This window comes from Sphingobium sp. (assembly GCF_003248505.1).
Taxonomy (GTDB): domain Bacteria; phylum Pseudomonadota; class Alphaproteobacteria; order Sphingomonadales; family Sphingomonadaceae; genus Sphingobium.
Window position 1 is genome coordinate 107,028 of the sequence record NZ_QFOA01000006.1, and the last position, 22,250, is coordinate 129,277.

Here is a 22,250-nt window from a genome sequence, read left to right on the forward strand (position 1 = left end):
ACTGGCGCATGAGTGCGCCAGTCATCCTTCTTTCCCTTCTTTTTGGCACAGCCGTCGTCATGACGGTGGCGCTTGCCGTCGCGTGGCAGCATTTCGGGCGTCAACGGCACGTCCTGACATGGACGGCCTCTTATGCCGTCGGCGCGCTGCAATGGGTGGCCAATGCAGGCGGATTCTTTTTCAAGAGCCCGGGTTTCTTCATCCTGACCGGCATCGGCCTGATCGCCAGCGGATCGTTACTGGCGATCGGTGTACGGCAACGGTCGGGAAAGCCTTTGCGAATCGTCTTTTTCGCGGTTCCCGGCGTTGCGGTCATCGTGGCGATGGCTATCGCCATCGGCACCATCGGTAGCGGATTGTTGCAGGGGCTTATCATCCCCACCTATGTCGGCATCTTATTGACGGTCAGCGCCCTGTCGCTCCGGCCCAAAGATCGTTGTTTCACGCCGCCTGAACTGGCTTTCTTCGCCGCGCTAATGCTGTTTGCCGTGTTGCAGTTGACGCTGGCGGCGTCTTCGCTGCTGATTCGGGGGCCGGAGGACGGGAAATACCTCTATCGTCTCATCTTCAGCATCCTGACGCCCACCGCCTATGTCGCGACGGCGGTCACCGGCGTGCTGCTGGTCGCGGGCGATCTGGCGCAACAACTGGGCCGCGAAATCCGGCACGATCCGCTGACGCAAGTGCTGAACCGGCGGGGGCTGGACGAAGCGGCGCAGCAGGCGATGGCGATGGCGTTGCGACACGGTCGCCCGTTGGCGCTCGTCGTGTGCGACCTTGACGGGTTCAAGGCGCTCAACGACGGCCATGGGCATATCGTGGGCGATCAAGCGCTCACCGCCTTTGCCCAATTGCTGAGCAGTTCGGTCCGCCGCGGAGATGTCGTCGCGCGTCTGGGCGGGGACGAATTCGGGCTGTTGCTGATGGACACGCATGCCCACGCTGCCGCCGATGTGATGGAGCGCGTGCGGCTGGAAGTCGCCAACCTGTCGCTGGAGCAACTTTCCCAGCCGGGCTTGAGGGCAAGTTTCGGGGTCGCGGAACTCAGCCCATCCGATTCGACACTGGAAGACATGGTCGCACGCGCAGACACTGCGCTCTATGTGGCGAAGAACGGCGGCAGGGACCGCGTCGCCATCTGGCGCGCGGCCGCCTGATCCGCCCGCTTACCGGAACGGCGGCTCGTTGAAGGCGCGCAGCTTGCGACTGTGCAGCTTGGGCCCTTCCTGACGCAGCAGTTCGCACGCCATCAAGCCGACACGCAGATGACCCGCGATCGCTTCCTCATAGAAACGGTTCGCCTGACCCGGCAACTTGAGCTCGCCGTGGATCGGTTTGTCCGACACGCACAGCAACGTGCCGTAGGGCACGCGGAACCGATAGCCCTGCGCCGCGATGGTCGCCGATTCCATGTCGATCCCGACCGCGCGCGACAGGCTGAAGCGCAAGGCGGAACTGGAATAGCGCAGTTCCCAGTTGCGGTCGTCGGTGGTGACAACAGTGCCGGTACGCAGGCGGCGCTTGAAATCCTCCGGATCTCCGCTGCCCAGGATCGCTTCGGCGGCGTTCGCCATGGCAACCTGCACTTCGGCGATGGCGGGCACCGGGATTTCGGGCGGCAACATGTCGTCCAGCACCTTGTCGTCGCGCAGATAGGCGTGCGCGAGGACATAGTCGCCAATCCGCTGGCTGGGTCGCAGGCCGCCGCAATGGCCGATCATCAGCCATGCTTCGGGCCGCACGACCGCCAGATGGTCGCAGATGGTCTTTGCGTTGGACGGCCCGACGCCGATATTGACGAGGGTGATGCCGCTGCGGTCCGGGGCGACGAGGTGGTAGGCGGGCATCTGATGCTTGCGCCAGGCACCTTCCGCGATGGCGCCGTGCGGGTCTGCGGTTTCCCGCGTGACATGCACGCCGCCTGCGCCCGACAGCGCGGTGAAGCGGCTCCCCTCGCGCTGCAACTCGCCACAGGCCCAGGCGACGAATTCATCGACATAGCGGTGATAGTTGGTGAAGAGAATGTAGCGCTGCACATGTTCGGGCGGCGTGCCGGTATAATGTTTGAGCCGCGCGAGCGAAAAATCGGTGCGCAACCCGTCGAACAGCGCCAGCGGGCGATCGCCGTTGGCGTCGGGGATAAACAAGCCGTCGGCGATCTCGTCACCGATTTCGGCCAGTTCGGTCGCGGGGAAATGGCGCGCGAGTTCGGTCGGCGGCGTACCGTCCAGCGCGCTGATGTCGAGGCCGTCGAGCACATAGGGGAAGGGGATTTGCTGCGTGCTGAGGCCCACATCGACCTCCACCCCATAATCGCGGACCAGAAGGTCGATCTGCTCGGCAAGATAATCGCCGAACATGGCGGGCCGGGTGATCGTCGTCACATAGCGTCCCGGTTTCGACAGGCGCGCGAAGGAACGCCCCGGCGGCGGCGTATTGCCTTCGTCATGATAGGTGATGCGCAGTTCGGGATAGCAGAAGCGGCGGTCGGTGCGTGCTTCGGGCGGCGGGATGCTGCCGTCGCGGGCGTAGAGGCGCATCGCGTCCCGGAGCGTTTCGATAGAAGTCTGGTAGATGCGGTCAAGTTGCGCGACCGCGGCGCTGCCGATGCTTTGTGTCATCGCCTCCTGCTACCGCCTTTGGATGACGGAAGGAAGACGGGAACGACGCGCCGGCGCAGGATGGCCGGCACGTCGCTTGGAAATCAGAGCTGGCTGAGCAGATGCTCGGCAGACGACACCTTGAAATCGCCCGGTTCCTCGACATTCACCTGCTCGACGACGCCGTCCTTGACCAGCAGGGAAAAACGCTGGCCGCGCGTGCCCATGCCGAACTTGCTGCCGTCCATGGTGAGGCCCACGGCCTTGGCGAAATCGGCGTTGCCGTCGGCCAGCATGGTCACGGTGTCATCCGCGCCCGCTTGCTTGCCCCATGCGCCCATAACGAACGCATCGTTGACGGCGGTGCAGGCGATGGCGTCGACGCCCTTGGCTTTCAGTTCGTCGGCCTTTTCGATGAAGCCGGGCAGATGCTTGGCCGAGCAGGTCGGCGTGAATGCGCCGGGGACGGAGAAGATCGCGACCGTCTTGCCCTTGAAAAAATCGTCGGACGAAATGGTTTCGGGGCCGTGATCGGTCATGGTGGCGAAGGACGTGCTGGGAAGCTTGTCGCCTTTGGAAATCGTCATGCTTGGGACTCCTGCCTGTGGAGGGCGGGAGGTCGGGCCTCGATGGGGCGATGTCAAGGCACCCCGCTAATTACTCGCGCCGCCTTGCCCACCCCCTGCCGCGTCCTTGGCAAGGGCGAGCGGACGTCTATATTCGACACATGACAGCAGCGCGATTTTACGGCGGACATTTCCTGCTCGCCCTCCCCGGCATGGCCGACACCCGGTTCGACCACTCCGTCATCGCGCTTTGCGTTCACGACGAAAACGGCGCATTGGGCATCGCGGTCGGTGAGGAAATGGAGGGCATGCGCCTGCCGGACCTACTCGACAGTTTCGATATCGACGGCAGCCTGGTTCCCGACGTTCCGGTCCTGCGCGGCGGCCCGGTTGAGCCGCGACGGGGTTTCGTGCTCCATTCTCTCGATTGGGGCGGGCAGGACATGGTCGATGTCGGCGGACTGTGGGGCCTGTCCGGATCGCTAGATATTCTCAAAGCCATCGCCGAGGGTCGCGGGCCGAGCCGGTATCTGATCGCACTCGGCTACGCCGGCTGGGGCGCGGGTCAGCTGGAACAGGAGATGTCGGGGGAAAGCTGGTTCCTGGCCGATGGCGATCCCGATCTGCTGTTCGAAGCGCCGTCGCGCGGCAAATGGGCGCAGGCATTTGCCGCATCGGGCGTCGACGCGTCCCATCTGGTGTCCGGCGCCGGTTCTGCCTGACAGGTGACATAAAGGAAACTTTATATAGGTTGCCAGCGGACGAAGCGCTTGGTAAAGCCGCCGCCATCCTCTGCCTTGCGCCCGATGGCCCCGGCGGATCAATCTAGACGAAACGGAGACACGCACGTGGCCACCGCACCCGCCGCCCAGGCGCAGGATTATGTGATTGCCGACATCGGCCTTGCCGGTTTTGGCCGCAAGGAAATCGAGATCGCCGAAACGGAGATGCCGGGCCTGATGGCGCTGCGCCAGGAGTTCGGCGAGAGCAAGCCGCTGAAAGGCGCGCGCATCACCGGGTCGCTGCACATGACGATCCAGACCGCCGTGCTGATCGAAACGCTGACGGCGCTGGGTGCGGAAGTCCGCTGGGCGACGTGCAACATCTATTCGACGCAGGACCATGCCGCCGCCGCGATCGCCGCCTCGGGCGTGCCGGTGTTCGCCATCAAGGGCGAGACGCTTCAGGAATATTGGGACTATGTCGAACGCATCTTCGACTGGCACAATCACGAAAGCGGCGTCTGCAACCTGATCCTCGACGACGGCGGCGACGCCACGATGTTCGCCCTGTGGGGCGCGCGCGTCGAGGCGGGCGAGGAATTGTTCACGCCGTCGAACGAGGAAGAGGAAATCTTCTGCGCCGTGCTGAAGCGCGTGCTGAAGGATCGTCCGGGTTTCCTCACCAAGACCGTCCAGTCGATCAAGGGCGTGTCGGAAGAAACCACCACCGGTGTGCACCGCCTGTATGAACTGTCGAAGAAGGGCAAGCTGCCTTTCCCGGCGATCAACGTGAACGACAGCGTCACCAAGTCGAAGTTCGACAATCTTTATGGTTGCAAGGAATCGCTGGTCGACGCGATCCGTCGCGGGACCGACGTCATGCTGGCGGGCAAGGTCGCTTGCGTCGCGGGCTTCGGCGATGTCGGCAAAGGCTCGGCGGCTTCGCTTCGCAACGGCGGCGCGCGCGTGCTCGTGACCGAAGTCGATCCCATCTGCGCGCTTCAGGCCGCGATGGAAGGCTATGAGGTCGTGACGATGGAGGAAGCCGCTCCGCGCGCCGACATCTTCGTGACCGCAACCGGCAACGAAGGCGTGCTGACCGTCGACCACATGCGTGCCATGAAGAACATGGCGATCGTGTCGAACATCGGCCATTTCGACAGCGAGATCGAAATCGCGGGCCTCGCCAACATGAAGTGGACCGAAATCAAGCCGCAGGTCGACGAAGTCGAATTCCCCGACGGCAAGAAGATCATCGTCCTGTCGAAGGGTCGCCTCGTCAACCTCGGCAACGCGACCGGTCACCCGAGCTTCGTCATGTCGGCAAGCTTCACCAACCAGACGCTGGCCCAGATCGAATTGTGGACGCGTAGCGAGCAGTACAAGAACGAAGTCTATGTCCTGCCCAAGCATCTGGACGAGAAGGTCGCTGCGCTCCACCTCGAAAAGCTGGGCGTGAAGCTGACCAAGCTCAACCAGAGGCAGGCCGATTATATCGGCGTGCCGGTCGAAGGGCCGTTCAAGCCCGACCATTATCGCTACTGAGCGAGGCGAAGAGGGCGGGGAGCGATCTCCGCCCTTTTTCTTTGCGTCCCGCCTTTCCGATGGAAACGATCTGCGTTAGGCCCGGTCGGACGATGATGATTGACCAGCAGGCGCAACGCGGAGGGAAGCGAACGGTATGACGTCGCTGTCGCCCTATGCCGCGATCATATTGGGCGTCGTCATGGCGCTGTGGCTGGGCGCGGCAGTGTGGGCGCTGGCGGTCGGTCGGCGAATGCGGCAGGACGGGACGCAGGCGCAGGGCAAGCTGGAACGGCTCGCAACCCTGCTCGCCTCCGCGCCCGCGGCGCCGATCATCGTGCATCCCGACGGGCGGCTCGAAGCGGCGGATCGGCTGGCCAAATGGCTGGGCAAGGCGCGCGTGCCCCATTTTGCATCGGAATTGACCGCGCCCGACGGCGGCCTCGAACCGGAGGATGCAGCGGCGCTGGCGACAGAAATCGCGTCGGCCCAGCGTGCGGGCAAGAGCTTTTCGCTGGCCGTGCGCGGCTTGGGATCCTCACGTTTGCTGTTGGTTCGCGGCGCGCCCGCAGGGCCGGGCCTCGCGTCGAGCGGCGGCGTCGTCCTCTGGGTGTTCGATGCGACCGACAGCCAAGCCGAAATCCAGTCGCTCAAAGGCCATGTCGAGCAATTGCGCGAAGCGCTGGAGGCGCTTGCCGGACTGGTGGAGGCCGCACCTTTCCCGATGTGGCACCGCACGGCGGATTTCCGTCTGAGCCTCGTCAACAGCGCCTATGTGCGCGCGGTCGACGGCGCGAATGCGGCGGAGGTGATCGCCAACGGCATCGAACTGGTCGAAGTGGCGGGCGGGGTGACGCCGCAGGCGGCGGCGGCGCAGGCCGTGGCGGAGGACCAACCGATCGACCGGATGGTGCCTGCGACGATAGACGGCGAACGGCGCACCATGCGGGTCGTGGATGTGCCGTTGGGGGCCGCGGGGGTTGCGGGCTACGCCGTCGACCAGCACGACCTCGAACAGGCGCGAGTCGAACATCGGCGGCTGGAAATCGCGCAGCGCGACCTGCTCGACCGCCTTTCCGCCGGCGTAGCGCGGTTCGGCCCGGACCGGGCGCTTCGCTTCTGGAACCAGCCATTCATCAGCCTGTTCGGCCTGCGGCAGGAAGCGCTGACCGACGCACCCCTGTTCGAACGCGTGCTGGACCAGATGCGCGACGCCCGGCGCATCCCCGAACATCGAGACTTTCCGGCGTGGCGCGCGGAGAGGCGCAACTGGTTCCTTTCGCCCGACGCGCAGGAGGAGAACTGGCTGCTCCAGGACGGAACGCACCTGCGTATCTACGCCCAGCCGCTGCCCGATGGCGGGCTTCTGCTGATATTCGAGGATCGCACCGAGCAGGTGCAATTGTCCAGCGCGCGCGACACCCTGCTGCGCGTGCGGACCGCGACATTCGATACCCTGTTCGAATCGATCGGCGTCTTTTCAGCGGACGGTCGGCTGCAGATGTGGAACAGCCGGTTCCTCAGCGTATGGGGCGCGCCCGAGGAATTGCTGGCGTCGCACCCGCGCATCGACGATCTTATGCGCGCGGTGCAGGCGAAGCTCGCCAAGCCACAGCAGTCCACGCTGGTGCGCGAACTGGTGCGCGCCGCGACGGTCGAACGCAAGCAGCGGGGCGGCCATGTGGGTTTCGCGGACGGACGCATCTTCGAATTCGCCGCCATTCCGCTGCCCGACGGCAATGCGCTATTTACGATGCTGGACGTGACAGACAGCCGCCGCGTCGAGCAGATGCTACGCGACCGCAACGAAGCGTTGGAGCAGGCCGATCAGGTCAAGACCGCCTTCGTCACGAACATGAGTTACGAACTGCGCACGCCGCTTACGACCATATCGGGGTTCGCGGAGATGATGAGCGCGGGCTATGCCGGGGCGCTGAGCGATTCGGCAAAGGATTATGTCGACGGCATCCTGCAAAGCACGGCGCGTCTGTCCTCGCTGATCGACAATGTGCTCGACCTGACACAGGGCGAGGTCGGCACGCTGCCGGTGGAGCGTGCGCCGGTCGACCTGACGAAGGTGGCGCGGACGTGCGTGGAGCGCCACTTGCCCGAAGCGACGGCCAAGGGCGTCCACATCGCAGTCACACTGAAGGACAGTCTGGGGGCTGTGCAGGGCGACGCGCGGCGCATCGGGCAGGCGATCGACCAGCTTCTGGAGAACGCGATCCGCTATTGCGGGCAGGGCGCGCGCATCCTGCTGCACGGCGACGGGGGGAGCGAGGCGGCGCGGATCGTCGTGTCCGACAATGGCCCCGGCATTCCCCCGGCACGGCAGAAAGCGTTGTTCGATGGCGCCGCCCGCGCCGATCAGGCGCGAAACGGCGGCAAGCCAGGCATCGGCCTGCCACTGGCCCGAAAACTGATCGAGGCCCATGGAGGAACGCTCGACCTCGTATCGCAAACGGGGCAGGGGACGATGGCGACCATCGCGTTGCCGCGTGGCTGATCGCAGCCTGACCGTCGAGGGCGAAGAGGCGATGCTGGCGCTGGGCGCGCGGATCGCGACGCAGGCGCGGATCGGCGATGTGGTGGCGCTCTATGGCGGCCTTGGCGCTGGTAAGACGACCGTCGCACGCGGCATTCTGGCGGCGTTGGGGCTGGAAGGCGAAGCGCCCAGTCCGAGCTTCGCCATCGTCCAGCCTTACGATGTTCCGGAAGTGCGGTTGCCGGTCGCGCATGTCGACCTCTATCGTCTGGAAGATGCGGAGGATGCGGCAGAACTGGCGCTGGGCGATTATCTGATGGACAGCCTGCTCATCGTCGAATGGCCCGAGCGGCTGGGCGATGCGCTCTGGCCGCACAGCCTGCGGCTTACCATCGACACGCTGGAGGACGGCGCGCGGCGCTTGACAGCGGACGTGCCGGACGCTTGGACGGAGCGATGGCCCCAGATATGATCCCGCCCGCAGCCGCGCCCGCTTTCCTCACCGATGCGGGATGGGGAGGCGCGGCCATCGCTCCGCTGGCGGGCGACGCGTCTTTCCGGCGCTATTTCCGGGTCGCGGATGGCGACCGCCGGGCGGTACTGATGGATGCGCCGCCGCCCCATGAAGATCCGCGCCCGTTCATTGCCATCGCCGAGCAGCTATTGGCGAACGGCTTTGCCGCGCCCCGCATCTTTGCCCGCGACCTCGACCGAGGGCTGGTCCTGATCGAAGATTTCGGCGACTTGCGGATCAAGGAGCATCTCGACGCCGCGCCCGACGCGGAACTGGCTACCTATCGCCGGGCGGTGGACCTGCTGGCCGGTCTGCATCGCCTGCCTGCGGCCGAAGTGCCCCCTTACGATCGCGCCGTCTATCGGCGGGAGGCGGGGCTTTTTACCGAATGGTTCTGCCCCGCGGCGGGGATCGCAGTGGATGCGGACGCCTATGTCGCGGCATGGGACGCGGTGCTTCCTCTGGTCGAGCGGTCGGCCAGCCCGGCGGTGACGGTGCTGCGCGACTATCATGCTGAAAATATCATGCTGATTGGCGGGGATGCGCCGCACGGCCTTGGCCTGCTGGATTTTCAGGACGCGCTGGCGGGCCATCCCGCTTATGATCTGGTGTCGCTGCTGCAGGACGCGCGGCGCGACGTGCCGGTCGCGGTCGAGACGGCGATGCTGGATCATTATCGATCGGTCGCCTCTCCCCCCGACGATTTCGATGCGGCCTACGCCGTGCTGGGCGCGCAGCGTAATGCCAAGATCATCGGCATTTTCACAAGGCTGTGGAAACGGGACGGGAAGGCGCGCTACCTGTCCTTCCTGCCGCGCATGTGGGCGCTGCTGGAGCGGGATCTGGCACATCCGGCGCTTGGGCCTGTGGCGGACTGGTTTGCGGCAAACGTTCCGGCCGACAGGCGACATAATGCGCTGGCCGGGTTTGCTGCGGCATGATCGATACGGCGATGCTGATGGCCGCAGGGCTGGGCAAGCGGATGCGCCCTTTGACAGCAACGCGGCCCAAACCGCTGGTAAAGGTCGCGGGAAAGCCGTTGATGGATCATGCGCTCGACCGGCTGGAAGCGGGCGGCGTTAGCAAGGTGGTGGTCAACGTCCATTACCTTGCCGACACGGTCGAAGCGCATCTGAAGGCGCGACGATGCGCGACCGTATTCGCCGTATCGGACGAGCGGGGCAAGCTGTTGGAAACGGGTGGCGGCCTTATGAAGGCAAGGCCGCTGCTGGGCGACCGGCCATTCTTCTGTGCGAACAGCGACAATCTGTGGATTGACGGCCCGCAGGAAACGTTGGGCGCGATGCAGCGGGTCTGGGACCCCGAACGGATGGACGCATTGTTGCTGTTGGTGCCGCTGGCGCGGGCGACGTGCCATTCGGGACCGGGCGATTTCCATATGGATGCGATGGGCCGCCTGACCCGGCGCAAGACGGCGCATGTTGCGCCCTTCGTCTTCACCGGCGTTCAAATCCTGTCGCCGACCCTGCTCACCGATCCGCCAGGCGATGTTTTTTCCACGAATGTCTTCTGGAACCGCGCAATCGAGGCCAGGCGGCTCTATGGCATGTCGCATCAGGGGCTGTGGTTCGACGTGGGGACGCCGGGAGCGATCCCGGTGGTGGAATCGATGATCGCCCATGGGTGACAGGGCGCGGCCCGCGCTGTTCACCATCCCCGCGCACAGGGCCTTCGCCGATGCGCTGGTCGCGGGCCTGCTGGCGATGCATCGCGACCCGATGGATTTGGCGCAGGGCATGGTGCTGTTGCCCAACAGCCGCGCCATCCGCGCGGTCAGCGACGCGTTCGTAAGGCAATCGGGCGGCGGCCTGCTGCTGCCGCGCCTTGTCGCGATTGGCGATCCGGATATGGGCGAACAGGTCGGAGGCGCGCTCGATCCGGTGGGCGAGGACAATCCGATCCCGCCAGCGATCCCGCCGATGCGGCGGCAGATGATGCTGGCGCGCATGGTGCAGGACGCGAAGCCGGGCACTGACGCGGGGCAGGCGCTGTTGCTTGGGCAGGCGCTGGGCGCGGTGCTGGACCAGATGCAGGTGGAACGGGTGCAGCCCGGCGCGCTGCGCGACGGGTTGGCCCTGTCGGAGGATTTGTCGCATCATTGGCAGACGTCGCTCGCTCTGTTCGAAATCCTGATTGCCCGGTGGCCCGAAGCGCTCGCACCGACCGGCTGCATCGACCTTGCCGACCGGCGCAACCGGCTGTTCGATCGGCTGGCCGCGCGCTGGGCCAATCATCCGCCCACCGGTTTCGTGGTCGTGGCGGGGGTGGCGACGACTGCACCCGCCATCGCCGCCCTGTTGCAACGCGTGGCGCAGATGCCGCGCGGCATGGTGGTGTTTGCGGGTCTCGACCAGCATATGGACGTCGATGCCTGGTCTGCCATCGGGCCGTTCGATCCCGATCCCGTCACCGGGCGGGCCGCGCCGGGGCAGGAAAGCCATCCCCAATATGCGCTCAAACGCCTGCTCGACCGGATGAGCGCGACGCGTGACGATGTGGCGCTGTGGCGCTGGGGCAGCGAGCATGATGCGCGCGCCGTGCGGGCACGCAACATCTCCAACGCCATGCTACCGCCGCGGCTTACCAGCCGATGGCGCGACCTCAAGACGGCGGACCGGTCGCTTGCGGGCGTGGAGGCGCTGGAGGTCGCGACGCCGGGCGAGGAAGCGCAGGCCATCGCCATCGCTCTGCGCGAGGCGTTGGAGACGCCCGGGCGGACCGCCGCGCTGGTGACGCCCGACCGGCAACTGGCAACGCGCGTGTCGGCGCATTTGCGCCGATGGGGGATCGAAGCCGACGATTCGGCGGGCCAGCCCTTGTCGCGCCTGTTGCCGGGCGCGCTGCTGATCGCGATGGCGCAGGCGGCGGTGGAACGGTTCGCGCCAGTGCCGCTGCTCACTCTGCTCAAGCATCCGCTGGTGATGCGGGGCGAGGGACGGCTGGCCTGGCTGGAGGGCGTGCGCGGCCTCGACCTGCTGTTGCGCGGGCCGCGTCCGCAGGCGGGGTTGCGCGGCATCGACCTGCTGCTCGAAGAAAAGCCCGACGACCGACAGCAGGCGCTGCGCCATGATGTCCGCCTATGGTGGCCGCAGGCCTGCGCGCTGCTGGAGGCGCTGGAAAGCGAATTTGCGACGGCGGACGGGCTGGAATCGCAACTGGCCGCTTTGCGCGCGCAGGCGGGCCTGCTGACCGGCGACGCGATCTGGGCCGGGCATCAGGGGCGCGCTGCCGCCGATCTGTTCGCCGAGATGGAAGCTGCCGCGCCGGAAGGCCCGCGTCAGGCCGATCCGCGCGCGCTGCCAGCGCTTTTGGATCATATGCTGAGCGGCGTGGCAGTGCGCCCGCCGCAGGGCGGGCATCCCCGCATTGCGATCCTGGGCCTGATCGAGGCGCAGTTGGTGCAGGCCGACATCATGGTGCTCGGCGGTCTTAACGAAGGAACGTGGCCGGGCCTGCCTGCGCCAGACCCGTGGCTTGCGCCGCGCATCCGGCGCGAACTCGGCCTGCCTGGCCTCGAAACGCGCATCGGCCTTGCCGCCCATGATTTCGCCGGCGCGCTGGGTGCGCCCAATGTGCTCATCACCCGCGCGCGGCGGGGGAGTGGCGGACCGGCAGTCGCCTCGCGCTTCTGGTTGCGGCTGAAGGCCATGGCGGGCGCGCAGTGGAAAAGCGCGGCCCGCTATGCCGCCCTGGCCGCGACCATCGACGCGCCGCCCGATCACCGGCCCGCCGCCCGGCCCGCGCCCTGCCCGCCATTGCAGGCAAGGCCGCGCGTCATTCCGGTCACCGATGTGGACAGGTTGAAGGCCGATCCTTTCGCTTTCTATGCGCGCCACATCCTGCGGCTCGCTCGGCTCGATCCGGTGGATGCCGACGCGGGACCGGCGTGGCGGGGAACGGCGGTCCATGACGTGCTGCAACGCTGGGCCGAGGGCGGGACGCTGGACCCCGCCGATCTGGAACGGCGCGCCCGCGCCATGTTCGACGAGCCGCAGGTCCACCCCCTGCTCAAGGCGTTGTGGCAGCCGCGCCTGATCGAAGCGGTACGCTGGATCGCGGCAGAAGTCGCGCGCGACAAGGCGGAGGGTCGCCGTATTTTGGCCGTCGAGCAGGAAGGCCGGGCGGAAATCGCGGGCGTTACGTTGATGGGCAAGGCGGACCGGATCGACCGCCTGCCGGACGGGCGCATCGGGATCATCGATTACAAGACCGGTAAGCCGCCGAGCGCGCGGCAGGTGAAGGCGGGCTTTGCATTGCAACTCGGGCTGCTCGGCCTGATCGCGGAGCAGGACGGCTTCGTCGGGCTGGGCGACAGGCCGAGGGCGGGCGATTTCGAATATTGGTCGCTCGCCAAGAAGGGCGATCAGTTCGGCTATCGTGAGCGACCGGTCGATCCGCTGGGCAAGCGTGACCGGATCGTGACGGAGGATTTCACCGCGTTCGCGCTAGACCAGTTCACGCAGGCCGCCGACGGATGGTTGCTTGGGTCGGCCCCCTTCCGGGCGGAGATCAACCCCGAAGTCGCCAATTACGGCGACTATGACCAGCTGATGCGGCTGGAGGAATGGTATGGCCGCGACGATGGGTAGAAAGCCCACCCCATTGCAGAAGCTGTTGGGCGCGCAGGCCCGCGCCGCCGCGCCCGACGCCCATGTGTGGCTGTCGGCGTCGGCAGGAACGGGCAAGACCCATGTGCTGACCGCCCGCGTGTTCCGTCTGCTGCTTCAAGGGGTGAGGCCCGAAAACATCCTCTGCCTTACCTTCACCAAGGCGGGCGCGGCGGAAATGGCCGACCGTATCCATGACCGGCTGGCCGCCTGGGTGCAGATGGATGGGCCCGCGCTTGCGGCAGATCTGTTGGCATTGGGCGAGGATCATGGGCCGGAAATGCAGGAGCAGGCCCGCCGCCTGTTCGCCGAAGTGCTCGAATCGACCGGTGGGGGGCTGCGCATTCAGACCATTCACGGTTTCTGCCAGCAGTTGCTCGCCGCCTTCCCGCTGGAGGCCGACCTTACGCCGGGTTTCCGCCCGCTCGACCAGCGTGAGCAGTCGGCGCTCGCGCGCCAGAGCCTCGCCGATCTGGCGGTGCGCGCGGAAGAGGGGCAGGACGAGGCGCTGATCGCCGCGCTTCAGGCGATCAGCCTGCGGCTCGGGGAAGGGGGCGCGGAACATTTCCTGCTGCGTTGCGCCGCGCGGGGGGATGCGATGGACGCGCTGCCGATGGCTATCGCGCCTTGGCTGGCGGCGGAACTGGGCTTGCCGGACGGCGATATCGACGCGTGGCTGGCGGAGCGGTGCGGCGACGACATGTTCGACATGCGCACGCTCGACCGGCTGACGCAGGCCAATGCCGACTGGGGCAAGGCGCGCGGGCTGGAACGGTGCGACCGGATTGCCGCTTGGCGGGCGCTCGACCCGATGGGGCGGGCGGCGGGGCTTGGCGACCTGCACCGGGCTTGGGCGAAAACGGACGGCGACATTATCGACGCCAAGGGATGGGTGCCGCCGGTCGACGGCTATGCGGAGTGGTCGGCGCGGCTGCATGGCGCGTGCGGCGAACTGATTGCGACGAAGCTGCGCGCCGAATATGCCGCCGTGCTGGCGCAGGCGCTCCATGCCGGGCGCGCCTATGCCAGAGCCTATGCCGATGCGAAGCGGCTGGCGGGCGCGGTCGATTTCGACGACCTGATCGCGCGGACGGCTGCGCTGTTGGAGCGGGACGGGATCGCGGAGTGGATCCGCTACAAGCTCGACCAGAGGATCGACCATATCCTCGTCGACGAGGCACAGGACACGAACGCCGCGCAATGGCGGATCGTGCGGACGCTGGCGGCGGAATTCTTTGCGGGCGACGGTGCGAAGGGCGACCGGGTGCGCACCGTCTTTACCGTGGGCGATTTCAAGCAGGCGATCTTCGGGTTTCAGGGCACCAGCCCGCAGAATTTCGCGGCGGCGAAAATCCTGTTCGAACGCGATGCCGGACATGCGGGTCACGATTTCCACAACCTGTCGCTCGATCGCAGCTTTCGATCCACGCCCGCCGTGCTGGATGTGGTGGACCGCACCATCGCGACCGTGCAGGCCGAGCGGCTGGGGCTGGACCCGGGCGAGGTTCGGCACGACAGCGCCAATCGTCATCCCGGCGAGGTGCAGCTGTGGAAACCGGTCCTCGCGCATCTGAATGAGGATGCGGAGGGCGAGGAAGATTGGGCCGCCGATCAGGAGCGGGTGCTGGCGGCGCGGATCGCACGGCAGATCAGGCAATGGATCGACGGCGGGCTGATGCTCGAAAGCCGGGGGCGGCCGGTGCGCGCGGGCGATATCATGATCTTGGTGCGACGGCGCAGCGAACTGGCCCGGCTGATCGTCGCGCGGCTCTATGAGGAAAAGGTGGCGGTGGCGGGCATCGACCGGCTGCGGCTGAACGCACCGCTGGCGGTGCGCGACCTGCTTGCCGCGCTGCGCTTCGCTGTGCAGCCGGAAGACGAGCTGAACCTTGCCGCATTGCTTGTGTCGCCTCTGATCGGGTGGACGCAGGACGACTTGATGCAGCGGTCGATGGGCCGCCGCACGGGGCTTTGGCGGCACCTTGGCCGCACGCTCGACGACACCAGATTGCAGCCGCTGCGCGACCTGTTGGGCATGGCGGACCTGACGACGCCCTATCGCTATCTGGAGGCGATCCTTTCCGGGGCGATGGACGGACGGCGGCGGCTGATCCAACGGCTGGGCACCGAAGCGGCGGACCCGATCGAGGAACTGCTGAACGCCGCGCTGACTTTCGAAAGCGACGAGCATCCCTCGTTGCAGCGCTTCATCGACTGGTTCGACCGGGGCGAGGTGGAGATCGTGCGCGATGCGGCCGGGCAGGGCGACATGTTGCGCCTGCTGACCGTGCACGGCGCGAAGGGGTTGCAAGCTCCCATCGTCATCCTGGCCGACGCCTGTCTCGATCCCGATGCGGGCAACCGTTCGGATTCGCTTGAGTGGAACGGGCTTCCCATCCTGGCACCGAGGAAGGCCGAGCGGGACGGTCCGATGGGCGAAGTCGCCGAAGCGGCGGCGCGTGTCGAACGGCAAGAGCATTGGCGGCTGCTCTATGTCGCGCTGACGCGGGCGGAGGAGAAGCTGGTCGTCGCGGGATCGCTCGGGCCGCGCGCGAAGGGCGAGGTCAAGCCGGAAAGCTGGTTTGCGGCGGTCGAGGGGGCGATGGCCTCACTCGGCGCGGAGTGGGAGGCCGATCCGCTCTGGGGCGCGGTGCGGCGATGGCGTGGGCACGAAGCGCTGGCCCCCCGACGCGGCGAGGCGGAGGAGGCGATAACGGCCCCCTCGATCGTGCAGCCCGACTGGCTCCGCCGGCCCGCTCCGGTCGAGGCCCGCCCGCCCCGTCCGCTCGCGCCGTCCGCGCAGGTGGAAGACGATGTGCCCTATCCGCCGCCCACCCCCGCCATGCGCGACGCCGCCGAGCGCGGACGCCTGCTCCATGCCCTGTTCGAGCGGCTGCCCGATCTGGCGCCGGAGCGGCGGCGCGGGGCGGCGGATCGCTGGCTGGAGCAGCAGGGACAGGGCGATGCGACACAACGCGCTGCCCTGGTCGAACAGGCGATGCGCGTTGTCGAAGCGCCGGACTTCGCGGCGCTATTCGCGCCCGGGGCGCTGGCCGAAGCTCCTATCGCCGCAGTGGTGGGCGAAGCGGTGATCGCAGGCACCGTCGACCGGCTCTGCGTGGCGGAAGACCGTATCCAGTTCGTCGATTTCAAGACCGGGCGGGTCGCGCCGTTGACGCTGGACGAAGTGCCCGGTGCGCACATCCGCCAGATGGCGGCCTATGCCGCAGCGCTGGCCGCGATCTTTCCCGGGCGCGCCATCGAGGCGGGACTGCTCTACACCAGCGCCCCGCTCCTGATCACGCTTCCCATGTCCCTGCTCGAAGCGCACAAGCCGGGCTTTTTGGGCGAGCAGCAAAGTTTGCCCCTGGCGCCCGTTGAGCCGGACGTGCAGCCGTCCTAGATAGAATCCAACAAAAGGAGTTTTCCATCATGGCCACAAAGGCAGTTACCGACGCCAGCTTCAAGACCGACGTGATCGATGCGGACAAGCCCGTGCTTGTCGATTTCTGGGCGGAATGGTGCGGCCCCTGCAAGATGATCGGCCCGGCCTTGGAAGAGATTTCGGACGAGTTGGCGGACAAGGTGACGATCGCCAAGATCAATATCGACGAGAATCCCGAAGCGCCCGGTCAATATGGCGTGCGCGGCATTCCGACGATGATCCTGTTCAAGAATGGCGAGGCCGCCGCGACCAAGGTCGGCGCCGCACCTAAGAGCGCGCTCAAGGGCTGGATCGAAAGCGTCCTTTAACGCGACAGCGAAAGAGACAGCTGAAACGAAAAAACGGCCGCCCCGAAAAGGCGGCCGTTTTGCTGTCCACATCGCTGTCGCTTTATCGTCAGCGGATAAGGATATCGGCGGCCTGTTCCCACAGGCGCGGGGACGATGCGCCCAGAAGCCCGCGCTGCGTATCGCCCACGCGATAGGCGCTGCCGTCGAGCCGCTGGCAGCATCCGCCCGCTTCGTTGAGGAACAGCGCGCCTGCCGCATGATCCCAGGGCAGAGTGCGCGCGAAGACCGATACGTCGTTCTGTCCAAGGACCAGGCGCGGATATTGCTCGGCCGCGCAACGGGGGATGTCCACCAGCGTGAAGCGGTCCTGCGCGCGGCCCTGTATCTCCGCCCGCTCCTCGTCCGACATGAAATATACGGCGAGCGCGGCGATGGGGAGGGGGTTGCCGCTTTCGCGCGCTTCGACCCTGTTTCCGTCGATATGACTGCCGCCGCCCAGCATCGCGTGACACAGGCGTCCCGTCATCGGATCGAGAATCCAGCCCGCCAGTGTCGTTCCGCCATCGGCGAGCGCGACCATGATCCCGAAGGGCGGATGGCCGCCTGCGAAATTGCCGGTGCCGTCGATGGGATCGACGATCCAGTTGAGGCCGTCCCCGGCGCGGTCGAGGATCGCGGGATCGACAGCGCAGGCCTCTTCGCCGATGATCCCGGCTTCGGGCAGGATTGCCGCGAGCCCTTCGGCAAGGCGCAGTTCGCTTTCCTTGTCGGCGACGGTGACGAAATCGTCGGCGGCCTTTTCGCTCACTTCGTCGGCGGTGAGATTGCGATAACGGGGCATGACGATGTCGCGCCCGACTTCGCGCATCAGAGCGACGACCGGTTCGTGCAGTTCGAGCATCAACTGCGATAATCCGCATTGATCGAGATATAGCCGTGCGTCAGGTCGCAGGTCCATATCGTCGCGCGCCCTTCGCCGAGGCCGAGGTCGACGCCGATGACGATGTCCTTCCCCTTGAGATGCGCGGCGACGGGTGCTTCGTCATACCCCTCGACGGCAAGGCCCGCAGTCGCCACCTGGGTCGCGCCGAAGCGGATGGAGAGCTTGTCCCGATCCGCCGGTTCGCCCGCCTTGCCTATAGCGGCGACGACGCGGCCCCAGTTGGCGTCTTCTCCGGCAATGGCGGTCTTGACCAGCGGGGAATTGGCGATGGACAGGCCGATGCGGTGCGCGCTGTCGTCGCTGCTCGCGCCCTCGACGCTGATCTCCACGAACTTGGTCGCGCCTTCGCCGTCGCGGACGACGAGGTGGGCCAACTGGCGGCAAAGGTCGGTGAGTGCGGCAGCAAAGGCGTCCGCACCCGCATCGTCCATGGAGGCGATGCGCGCATTGCCCGCTTTGCCGGTGGCGAAGGCCAGGACGGTGTCGCTGGTCGACGTGTCGCTGTCGACCGTGATGCAGGAAAAGGTCCGCCGGTTGGATGCGGACAGCATCTGTTGCAGCAGGGCAGCGTCGATGGCTGCGTCGGTGAAGATATAGCCCAACATCGTCGCCATGTCCGGCGCGATCATACCTGACCCTTTGACGATGCCGACCAGTTCGACGCGCGTGTCGCCGATCAGGGCGGACACGTGCGCACCCTTAGCATAGGTGTCGGTCGTGCCTATGGTCGTCGCCGCTTCCTCCCACCCGCAGGGCGCAGCGACGAAAGCGGCGTCGAGACCCGCTTCGGCCTTGTCCACCGGCAGGGGCACGCCGATCACCCCGGTCGAGGAGATGAATATGTCCGAGGGGCGGCAGGTAAGATGGTTTGCGACGCGGGCGGCAATGGCTTCCACCGCCGCGCGGCCCCGATGCCCGGTGAAGGCGTTGGCGTTCCCCGCATTCACGACCAGCGCGCGCGCATGGCCGAGCGGTATGGCATCGCGACACCACTCGACTTCGGGCGAGGGGCATTTGCTTTGCGTCGTGACCCCCGCGACGGCGGTCCCTTCGTCCAGTTCGACGTAGGTCAGGTCGCACCGCTCCCACGCCTTGTATCCCGCGCGCGCCACGCGAAGCGTCACGCCGTCGATGGAAGGCAGGGCCGGGAAGGCGGCGGGGGCGAGGGGGGAACGGTCGGTCATGGCGGCGGAATGATGGAAATGACGCAGCCCGTCAACGTGCTTGCGCGCGGGCGCGGATATAGAGCGTGCCGACGCCATCGGCCATCGGCCATGCGCGGTAGCCATGCCGCCGCGCATAGGCGACGAGGCCCGCGTCCGGCGCGATGGGCAGGGTTCGAGAGCCGCGTTCGTAGCCGGTCAGGATGGCGGCGGGCGGGGCGGCGTCCATGTCCGTCAAGGTGCCGGGCGTCATGATATGCAGTCGACGGGCTTGTGCGACCGGGATCGTCCAGCCGGTGCGATAGGCGAACGGCCCGGCGGCAAAGCGCGGATCGAGCCGCAGCCCGCTGCCCGCGATCATGTGAGGGGAGAGGGTCGCGACCATGTCGCCTCGCGCCTGTTGTCGCACAACCCGCCCGGCCCACAGGGCACCCGCGCCCGCTTCCAGCACCGGCGATCCCTGCGTTGTCATCGCCGCCATGTCACGCACAGGCAGCAGCAGGCCCGGCACTACGCCGATGCTGAGCAAACCGAGGAGGATATGGCGACGATTGCCGCTCCAGCGGCGTGCGTCGTCGAGCACATAGCCGAGCGCCAGTGTCAGCGGCGGGATCAGCGGCATCACATATTGAAGCTGGGCCGGGGTCGGCAGGGCGGCACCGACGAATGCGCCCGCAACCATCCACAAGGCCATCCGCCGCCCCGCTGTCTCCGGCTGCCCGCGCGCCATGAACGAGGTACATCCCACCAGCAGCAGCGCGATCAGCGCCGGACCTTTGATGAGCGCAAGCAGCAATTGGGCGGCTTTGCCGAGCGGTGCGAGTTCGACGCCGGCGCCGTTCAGGGCATACCAGGCGTGCGGTGCCGTCGCGCCGTAGGTGACGACACCGTAGAGGAAAGCCTCGGGCGCTGCGGCCCAGGCCGCGAAGAGTGGAATCAGCCCCGCCAGCGCTCCCGCCGAAAGCCATGCTGTGTCGCTGCGGCTTGACCGGCGATCCGCCCGTAGGAGGAACAGACCTACAGCAGCGCCGACCGGAACGAAATTGAGCTTGGCCGACATGGCAAGGCCAAGGCAAAAGCCCGCCGCCAGCCATAGCGCGCCCGCCCGGTCGCGCAACGCACGCAGGGACAACATCGTCCCGGCGGACAGGAGCAGCGTCGGCAGCATGTCGTTGCGCACCACGCCTGCGGTGAACTGGAACGCGGCGGTGGATGCCATCAGCAGCAGCGCAATGGTCGCGCTGTCGCGGGATATGCCCGCGATCCGCTGCGCCGCCCACAGGATCGCCAGGACGCCGAGCGCGCTCGCCGCCGTCGCAAGCCGCATCGCCGGCACCACGTCATGCGGGAGCAGCCATGCCAGCGGTGCGTAGGCCCAGGCGTGGAGCGGCGGCTGAAGATAGAGGAAATCCCGAAAGATCGTCAGATGTCCGCTCAGCATGGCGCCTGCGACATACTGGCTTTCGTCATGATCGAACGGGGTGGCGAGCGCGAGGCAGGCGAACCAGAGCACCAACGCACCTGCCAGCAGGGCGGCAATCGGGAATGTCCGGCGGCGCCGGTGCGCAAGAATGAGGGCTGGATACATGACGGTTGCGATCCCTAATGCCGACCTGATGCCGCGAAGCCTGCGCCGGGGGCAAAGCCCCTGCGGCCACAGGACGCCGCGGTCGGACCAAAACCGCATGTCGCCTGACGATGACGCCCGCATGACGAGAGAAACGGTGCGGGCCGGTTCATCGTCACGTCAGGGGCAGTCTGATTGACTAAAGGACGTGCCGTGCCTAAATCGCGGCGCATCCACGCGTGCATGTCGCCCAACGTCAGCGCGCACCCCTTTTGTCAGGAATCTGCATGTTCGGCGCACTCGCCAAGTCCATCTTCGGATCGTCCAACGAACGTTATGTGAAGTCGCTGGGCAGGACCGTCGACAAGATCGCCTCCTTCGAGCAGGCGATCCAGGCGATGAGCGACGAGGAACTGGTCGCGCAGACGACGCGCTTCCGCGAGCGGCTGGCAGGGGGCGAGACGCTGGACGACATCCTGCCCGAAGCGTTCGCCACCGTGCGCGAAGCGTCGATCCGGGTTCTGGGCATGCGCCATTTCGATGTGCAGATGGTGGGCGGCATCGTGCTCCATCGCGGCGAAATCGCCGAAATGCGCACGGGCGAGGGCAAGACGCTGGTGGCGACGCTCGCGACCTATCTCAACGCGCTGGAGGGGAAGGGCGTTCATGTCGTCACGGTGAACGATTACCTCGCCACCCGCGACTGCGAGTGGATGGGGCAGGTCTACCGCTTCCTCGGCCTCACCACCGGGGTGATCGTGCCGAACCTGTCCGAAGAGCAGCGGCGCGAAGCCTATGCCGCCGACATCACTTACGCGACGAACAACGAACTGGGCTTCGACTATCTTCGCGACAATATGAAATTCGATCGCGGATCGATGGTGCAGCGCCCCTTCAACTACGCCATCGTCGACGAAGTGGACTCGATCCTGATCGACGAGGCGCGGACCCCGCTCATCATCTCCGGCCCGACCGACGACAAGTCTGAACTGTACGTGTCCGTCGACCAGATCGTGAAGCAGATCGTCGAGAGCGATTATGAAAAGGACGAGAAGCAGCGCAACGTCACGCTGACCGAAGACGGTACCGAAAAGATCGAACGGATGCTGGAGGAGGCGGGCCTGCTCCAGGGCGCCAACCTCTACGATTTCGAAAACACCGCCGTCGTTCACCACGTCAACCAGGCGCTGCGCGCGAACGTCATGTTCCGCCGCGACATCGACTATATCGTCAAGGACGACAAGGTCATCATCATCGACGAATTCACCGGTCGAATGATGGACGGGCGGCGCTGGTCGGACGGTTTGCACCAGGCGGTGGAGGCCAAGGAAGGCGTCCAGATCGAACCGGAAAACCAGACGCTCGCGTCCATCACTTTCCAGAATTACTTCCGCATGTATCCCAAGCTGTCGGGCATGACGGGGACGGCCGCCACCGAAGCGACCGAATTCTACGAAATCTACAAGATGAACGTCGTTACCATCCCCACCAACAAGCCGGTGCAGCGGGTGGACGAGGAAGACACTTTCTACAAGAACCAGGAAGACAAGTTCCGCGGCATCGCCCGCACCATCAAGGAACATCAGGAAAAGGGGCAGCCCGTCCTGGTCGGCACCGTGTCGATCGAGAAGTCGGAAATGCTGTCGGACTTTCTGACGCAGGAAGGCGTGCGGCACGCGGTGCTGAATGCCCGCTTCCATGAGATGGAAGCCCACATCGTCGCGCAGGCGGGGCGCAAGGGCGCGGTGACGATCGCAACCAACATGGCCGGGCGCGGCACCGACATCAAGCTCGGCGGCAACC

16 protein-coding genes are annotated in these 22,250 nt (G+C 66.4%); 11 read left to right on the top strand and 5 right to left on the bottom strand.

What is annotated here, in order from left to right; genetic code table 11:
- Window positions 1-8 precede the first annotated feature (8 nt).
- On the top strand, window positions 9-1,157 hold the full coding sequence (locus DI606_RS04710; protein ID WP_293980188.1) for a diguanylate cyclase: 1,149 nt from the start codon (window positions 9-11) through the stop codon (window positions 1,155-1,157).
- A gap of 9 nt (window positions 1,158-1,166) precedes the next feature.
- Here the strand turns inward: DI606_RS04710 and DI606_RS04715 are convergent, their stop codons facing one another.
- Entirely contained in the window at window positions 1,167-2,621 is a 1,455-nt protein-coding gene (locus DI606_RS04715) for an AMP nucleosidase (protein WP_293980190.1), read from the bottom strand.
- An 83-nt stretch (window positions 2,622-2,704) separates the two neighbouring features.
- Window positions 2,705-3,187 carry a peroxiredoxin gene (locus DI606_RS04720; protein ID WP_293980192.1) on the bottom strand — a complete coding sequence of 161 codons (483 nt, stop codon included), beginning with the start codon at window positions 3,185-3,187 and terminating at the stop codon, window positions 2,705-2,707.
- Window positions 3,188-3,327: 140 nt separating this feature from the next.
- Here DI606_RS04720 and DI606_RS04725 point away from each other — a divergent pair, with 140 nt between their 5' ends.
- From DI606_RS04725 to trxA, 9 genes are all read left to right on the top strand, one after another.
- Entirely contained in the window at window positions 3,328-3,888 is a 561-nt protein-coding gene (locus DI606_RS04725; RefSeq protein ID WP_293980193.1) for a YqgE/AlgH family protein, read from the top strand.
- Window positions 3,889-4,014: 126 nt separating this feature from the next.
- Complete coding sequence (ahcY, locus tag DI606_RS04730; RefSeq protein ID WP_293980194.1) at window positions 4,015-5,433, top strand: adenosylhomocysteinase; 1,419 nt, start codon at window positions 4,015-4,017, stop codon at window positions 5,431-5,433.
- A 136-nt stretch (window positions 5,434-5,569) separates the two neighbouring features.
- Complete coding sequence (locus tag DI606_RS04735; RefSeq protein ID WP_293980196.1) at window positions 5,570-7,918, top strand: PAS domain-containing sensor histidine kinase; 2,349 nt, start codon at window positions 5,570-5,572, stop codon at window positions 7,916-7,918.
- Entirely contained in the window at window positions 7,911-8,369 is a 459-nt protein-coding gene (tsaE, locus tag DI606_RS04740; RefSeq protein ID WP_293980197.1) for a tRNA (adenosine(37)-N6)-threonylcarbamoyltransferase complex ATPase subunit type 1 TsaE, read from the top strand. Before DI606_RS04735 ends, tsaE begins: the two co-directional genes overlap by 8 nt.
- On the top strand, window positions 8,366-9,352 hold the full coding sequence (locus DI606_RS04745; protein WP_293980198.1) for a phosphotransferase: 987 nt from the start codon (window positions 8,366-8,368) through the stop codon (window positions 9,350-9,352). The genes tsaE and DI606_RS04745 overlap by 4 nt, the downstream gene beginning before the upstream one ends.
- The gene (locus DI606_RS04750) at window positions 9,349-10,059 is read left to right on the top strand and encodes a nucleotidyltransferase family protein (RefSeq protein WP_293980200.1); all 711 of its coding nucleotides are present in this window, start codon (window positions 9,349-9,351) and stop codon (window positions 10,057-10,059) included. Before DI606_RS04745 ends, DI606_RS04750 begins: the two co-directional genes overlap by 4 nt.
- Window positions 10,052-13,021, top strand: a complete 2,970-nt coding sequence (addB, locus tag DI606_RS04755; protein ID WP_293980202.1) for a double-strand break repair protein AddB — start codon at window positions 10,052-10,054, stop codon at window positions 13,019-13,021. The genes DI606_RS04750 and addB overlap by 8 nt, the downstream gene beginning before the upstream one ends.
- Entirely contained in the window at window positions 13,002-16,442 is a 3,441-nt protein-coding gene (addA, locus tag DI606_RS04760; RefSeq protein ID WP_293980203.1) for a double-strand break repair helicase AddA, read from the top strand. The genes addB and addA overlap by 20 nt, the downstream gene beginning before the upstream one ends.
- A 29-nt stretch (window positions 16,443-16,471) precedes the next feature.
- Window positions 16,472-16,792 carry a thioredoxin TrxA gene (gene trxA / locus DI606_RS04765; RefSeq protein ID WP_066696955.1) on the top strand — a complete coding sequence of 107 codons (321 nt, stop codon included), beginning with the start codon at window positions 16,472-16,474 and terminating at the stop codon, window positions 16,790-16,792.
- Between the two features lie 88 nt (window positions 16,793-16,880).
- Here the strand turns inward: trxA and DI606_RS04770 are convergent, their stop codons facing one another.
- Genes DI606_RS04770 through DI606_RS04780 form a run of 3 tightly spaced genes read right to left on the bottom strand, consistent with a single transcriptional unit; the run spans window position 16,881 to window position 20,468 of the window.
- A complete protein-coding gene (locus DI606_RS04770; protein ID WP_293980205.1) occupies window positions 16,881-17,678 on the bottom strand; it encodes an inositol monophosphatase in 798 nt (265 codons plus the stop codon).
- Entirely contained in the window at window positions 17,675-18,901 is a 1,227-nt protein-coding gene (gene argJ, locus DI606_RS04775; RefSeq protein ID WP_293980206.1) for a bifunctional glutamate N-acetyltransferase/amino-acid acetyltransferase ArgJ, read from the bottom strand. The genes DI606_RS04770 and argJ overlap by 4 nt, the downstream gene beginning before the upstream one ends.
- Window positions 18,902-18,932: 31 nt before the next feature.
- On the bottom strand, window positions 18,933-20,468 hold the full coding sequence (locus DI606_RS04780) for a glycosyltransferase family 39 protein (RefSeq protein ID WP_293980208.1): 1,536 nt from the start codon (window positions 20,466-20,468) through the stop codon (window positions 18,933-18,935).
- A 266-nt stretch (window positions 20,469-20,734) separates the two neighbouring features.
- Here DI606_RS04780 and secA point away from each other — a divergent pair.
- Window positions 20,735-22,250, top strand: a 1,516-nt coding sequence (gene secA, locus DI606_RS04785; RefSeq protein WP_293980210.1) for a preprotein translocase subunit SecA, incomplete at its 3' end; no start/stop codon positions are given.

What these genes read in the sequence shown, in the direction of transcription:
- DI606_RS04710 (WP_293980188.1), top strand. Translation starts at nt 9, where the DNA reads ATGAGTGCGCCAGTCATCCTTCTTTCCCTTCTTTTTGGCACAGCCGTC.
- DI606_RS04715 (WP_293980190.1), bottom strand. Translation starts at nt 2,621, where the DNA reads ATGACACAAAGCATCGGCAGCGCCGCGGTCGCGCAACTTGACCGCATC.
- DI606_RS04720 (WP_293980192.1), bottom strand. Translation starts at nt 3,187, where the DNA reads ATGACGATTTCCAAAGGCGACAAGCTTCCCAGCACGTCCTTCGCCACC.
- DI606_RS04725 (WP_293980193.1), top strand. Translation starts at nt 3,328, where the DNA reads ATGACAGCAGCGCGATTTTACGGCGGACATTTCCTGCTCGCCCTCCCC.
- DI606_RS04735 (WP_293980196.1), top strand. Translation starts at nt 5,570, where the DNA reads ATGACGTCGCTGTCGCCCTATGCCGCGATCATATTGGGCGTCGTCATG.
- DI606_RS04745 (WP_293980198.1), top strand. Translation starts at nt 8,366, where the DNA reads ATGATCCCGCCCGCAGCCGCGCCCGCTTTCCTCACCGATGCGGGATGG.
- DI606_RS04750 (WP_293980200.1), top strand. Translation starts at nt 9,349, where the DNA reads ATGATCGATACGGCGATGCTGATGGCCGCAGGGCTGGGCAAGCGGATG.
- addB (WP_293980202.1), top strand. Translation starts at nt 10,052, where the DNA reads ATGGGTGACAGGGCGCGGCCCGCGCTGTTCACCATCCCCGCGCACAGG.
- addA (WP_293980203.1), top strand. Translation starts at nt 13,002, where the DNA reads ATGGCCGCGACGATGGGTAGAAAGCCCACCCCATTGCAGAAGCTGTTG.
- trxA (WP_066696955.1), top strand. Translation starts at nt 16,472, where the DNA reads ATGGCCACAAAGGCAGTTACCGACGCCAGCTTCAAGACCGACGTGATC.
- argJ (WP_293980206.1), bottom strand. Translation starts at nt 18,901, where the DNA reads ATGACCGACCGTTCCCCCCTCGCCCCCGCCGCCTTCCCGGCCCTGCCT.
- DI606_RS04780 (WP_293980208.1), bottom strand. Translation starts at nt 20,468, where the DNA reads ATGTATCCAGCCCTCATTCTTGCGCACCGGCGCCGCCGGACATTCCCG.